Below are 4222 nucleotides of genomic sequence, written 5' to 3'. Positions count from 1 at the left end.
TCACGTTTAGGCATGATGTTGAATTTGTCCGATTATTAGCGAACAACTTTGTTGTGAGCGTGTCGCTTAGGCAAAAGCAAAAAAATATTAATATAGAACAATTGATTTGTTCTTACAATGTACTGCTGAGCTTTATAAAAATAGCGTTGAGATTGATTAATTATCTCAACGCTACTTTTAAAATATATAATTTTATACTATTTATATTGCTTTAGATAATAGGTGTATGTTAATATTCTATAAGGATGAAAGGGGATGTGTAATGAGATATATCGGATCGAAATTAAATATGATATCTGAAATAGATTCTTTTATCGATAAAAATACGACGGGAAAAGAAAAAAACTTCCTTGATTTGTTTGCAGGCAGTAATACTGTTGCCCGACATTTTAAAAAAAATTATAAAATAATTACTAATGATACACTGTATTTTAGCTATGCTATAGCAAGAGGTACAATACATAATAACTTGCCTTTAAGATTTAAGGGGCTAAAAGCAATGGGGATAGAAGATCCTATTGATTATTTAGAAAACAATAATGTTCCTAATAAAACTTGTTATTATGCAGAAAGTTATAGTCCTTTTGGAGAAATGAACAGAATGTATTTTACTTCTGAAAATGCATTTCGTATCGGTTTTATCAGAAATACAATTGACGAATGGAAAAATGGAAATCTTATAACTGAAAATGAATATTTTTATTTGTTAGCAACCTTACTTGAATCCATACCTTTTATAAGTAACACTACTGGAACGTATGGAGCATACTTGAAGAAATGGGATAAAAGAGCACTTAAACCTTTGAGTTTAAAACCGCCTCAAATAATCAATAACCAGAGTAATAACGAATGTTTTAATATTGATTCTAATGAACTTGTAAAAAATAAAAAATTTGATATTGTTTACATTGATCCTCCATATAACAAAAGACAATATGCTCCTAATTATCACGTGCTTGAAAATATAGCTCGTAATAATAAACCTTTATTAAAGGGGATTACAGGTCTTTTTGATTACAAAAACTTAAAAAGTTCGTACTCGGTCAAGATTCAAGCAGAAAAAAGCTTCACTGATTTGATAAGTAATATAAATGCTAAACATATTTTTGTTAGCTACAATAATGAGGGTTTAATAGAAGAAAAACGACTTATTAAAATCATGAAAGATTCATCGTATAATAATCATATTGACATAAAAAGAATTCCTTATAGAAAATATAAATCTAAAATCCCTTCGGAATCTTACGAGTTATATGAGATATTACTTCATATTGAAAAAGATGTAGTTAATGAATCCTCTAATAATTTTATACAAGAGTCTTTTTTTGATACTTGGGGATATGAAAAAAAATTTATAAAAAGTCCTTTAAACTATGTTGGCGGGAAATATAAAATACTTAAAGATATTATTCCTTTGTTTCCTAATGAAATAGATACCTTTATAGATTTATTTAGTGGCGGTGCTAATGTCGGTATTAACGTAAAAGCAAACAATCATGTTTTTAATGATAATAATTTCAAATTAAATGAAATGTTTCGGTACTTTCAGAATAAATCACCTGAAACTCTTATTGAGCAAATAGAATTAAAGATTAAAAAATATAACTTATCAAAGACCAATGCTGAAGCATATAAATTATTTAGAGAAAAATACAATAATAATCCTAATCCTTTGGATTTATATATATTAGTTTCATATAGTTATAATTATCAGATACGTTTTAATAATTCTATGAAATTCAATAATCCATTCGGTAAAGATAGATCATCATTTAGCACTAATATGAAACTAAATCTAGAAAGATTTATTAGAAGGTTAAATAAAATGAATGCTACTTTTACAGATAAATATTTTACAGACATTAATTTTAATAATTTAAATGAAAATGATTTTGTTTATTTAGATCCTCCCTATCTTATAACTACTGGCAGTTATAACGATGGTAATCGTGGATTTGTAAATTGGACTGAAAAGCAAGAATTAGAAATGTACGCTATCATGGAAGAATTAACAAAGAAAAATATTAAGTGGGCTTTGTCTAATGTTATGCATAACAAAGGCAATACTCATGAACTTTTAAACGATTTTATTTTGAACAATAATGTCATGGTGAATAATATTAAGCACAACTATAATAATGCTTCATACAATTCAAAAAAAAGCGGTAGCCAAGAAGTATTAGTAACTAATTATGATGTTGACACTTTTAATCTGCTACATTAAGAACTAATCCTTTCTAAAATGTATTATACTTTTAATATAAAACATTTTGGGGGGATTTTTTTTGCATATTAGAACATTTGGCTGGATTCAAAATCCATCTAGTTTTGAAAATTTGAAAACTGTAGTACGCATATTTGATAATACTTCAAATCACTATAAGGAATTAAAAAACAACTTAGTTCAACAGAGAATTATTTATTTTGATGATATTAAAAATAACTTACAATCTAAATTAGATAGGAATGAGAGTACTTTCAGTTTTGGTGAACTTGTTGGCTCTAGTAGAGATAAAAACCAGAATACTACTAATATCAGAGAGGAAGCCGAAGCAAACTCACTAATTCAAATTTCTCTATTACCTCAAAATCACTATACAACGGGTAAAAATTTTACTGGATATTGGACTTGTGATGGTTTTTTAAGGTGGGCAGTGAGCTTAAATTTTGTTTCTTTCAATCGTAATACTGACGAATTGACGATTACTGATTTGGGAAAAACTTTTTCTCAAACAAAAGATAACTCTACTAAAGAAAAAGAGATCTTAAAAAATGCTCTATTAAGTTATCCTCCAGCTACACAAGTACTTAAAATACTAGTAAATAATCCAGATGGTTGTACCAAATTTAAAGTCGGACATTCACTAGGTTTTAGAGGTGAAAGTGGGTTTACATCATACGATGAATCTTTGATGATTGATTGGTTAAAAAGTGAAGAAAGTGATGAAGAAAGAAGAAAAATACGTACTGATAGAGAGGGGACGAGTGATAAATATGCTCGTATGATTTGTGGCTGGCTTTCAAATTTAGGAATGGTACAGAAAGTTAAAAACTATGATTCTTCTAATGGCAAAAAAATCACATCTTTTCAAAAGTATAAAATAACTGCTAAAGGTCTTCATGCGTATAGACAATCACAAGGAAGTTCAAAAAATCCAAAACTACCAAAGTTTATAATGTGGGAGTTTCTAGCGACAAAAGGCAGTAATAGAGATTATTTAAGATCGAGAAGAGCATATATAATTAAGTTTCTTCAAACTTCAAAATCATTTAAAAATCTATTAAATCACTTAAAAAGTTTAGGTTTTAATGATGAAAAAGAATTAATTAAGCAAGATATTTTAGAACTTAATTACTTCGGAATAAATATTGAATTAAATGATGACAAAGTGGTATTAAAAGATATCATTCAAGATTTTGATATCCCTAATTTAAATATCACTGATATATTAGTAGATAAAGAAAGAGAAATGAGAAAAGCTAAATTCTTAAAAGAAACAGTACTAGATTCTAAGTTTATAAGTTTATTAGATCTCGCAGCTGATGCTACTAAATCAAGAGATTTTGAAATTGTTACAGCCGAATTATTTAAAGAAGCATATAACCTAAATTCTGTTTTACTCGGTGGCAGTAATAAGCCTGACGGTTTGGTTTTCACTGATGATTTTGGAATATTACTTGATACTAAAGCATACAAGAATGGTTTTTCGATATATGCCAAAGATCGAGATCAAATGATAAGGTATGTTGATGATAATAATAAGCGAGACAAAATACGTAATCCAAACGAATGGTGGAAATCTTTTTCACCTTTAATACCTAATGATAAATTTTATTATTTATGGGTTTCGAATTTCTTTAAAGGGCAATTTAAAAATCAAATCGAATACGTTAATAGAGAAACTAATACTTATGGTGCTGTTCTAAATGTTGAACAATTACTGTATGGTGCTGATGCAGTAATTAAGGGTATTATAAATCCTAATAAACTCCATGAATATTTTTCAAATGACGAAATTAAATTTAAATAACATATAGCGTTTTTAAAATCTAAAATTGATAATCAATCCCTTTAACTATTATTAAAGGGATTGATTTTTTTAGTTAAAAGAAATCTTATATTGTTTTGATAAAGTCCGTATAATTGTGTAAAAGTAAAAAGGCCATATAACAGTCCTTTTACGGTACAATGTTTTTAACGACAAAAACATACCCAGGAGGA

At 27.6% G+C, this 4222-nt stretch carries 2 protein-coding genes; both read left to right on the top strand.

Going from position 1 to position 4222, the window contains the following annotated elements; all coding sequences use genetic code 11:
* The first annotated feature begins 262 nt into the window (after positions 1-262).
* Positions 263-2224: a Dam family site-specific DNA-(adenine-N6)-methyltransferase gene (locus BO48_RS16670; protein WP_496369253.1), complete on the top strand. Its 1962-nt coding sequence runs from the start codon at positions 263-265 to the stop codon at positions 2222-2224.
* A gap of 61 nt (positions 2225-2285) precedes the next feature.
* On the top strand, positions 2286-4031 hold the full coding sequence (locus BO48_RS16665) for a restriction endonuclease FokI recognition domain-containing protein (protein WP_496369251.1): 1746 nt from the start codon (positions 2286-2288) through the stop codon (positions 4029-4031).
* Positions 4032-4222 lie beyond the last annotated feature (191 nt).

The sequence above is a fragment of the Lacicoccus kunmingensis DSM 17847 genome, from assembly GCF_059568765.1.
This window is presented reverse-complemented; position numbering and strand designations above follow the sequence as displayed.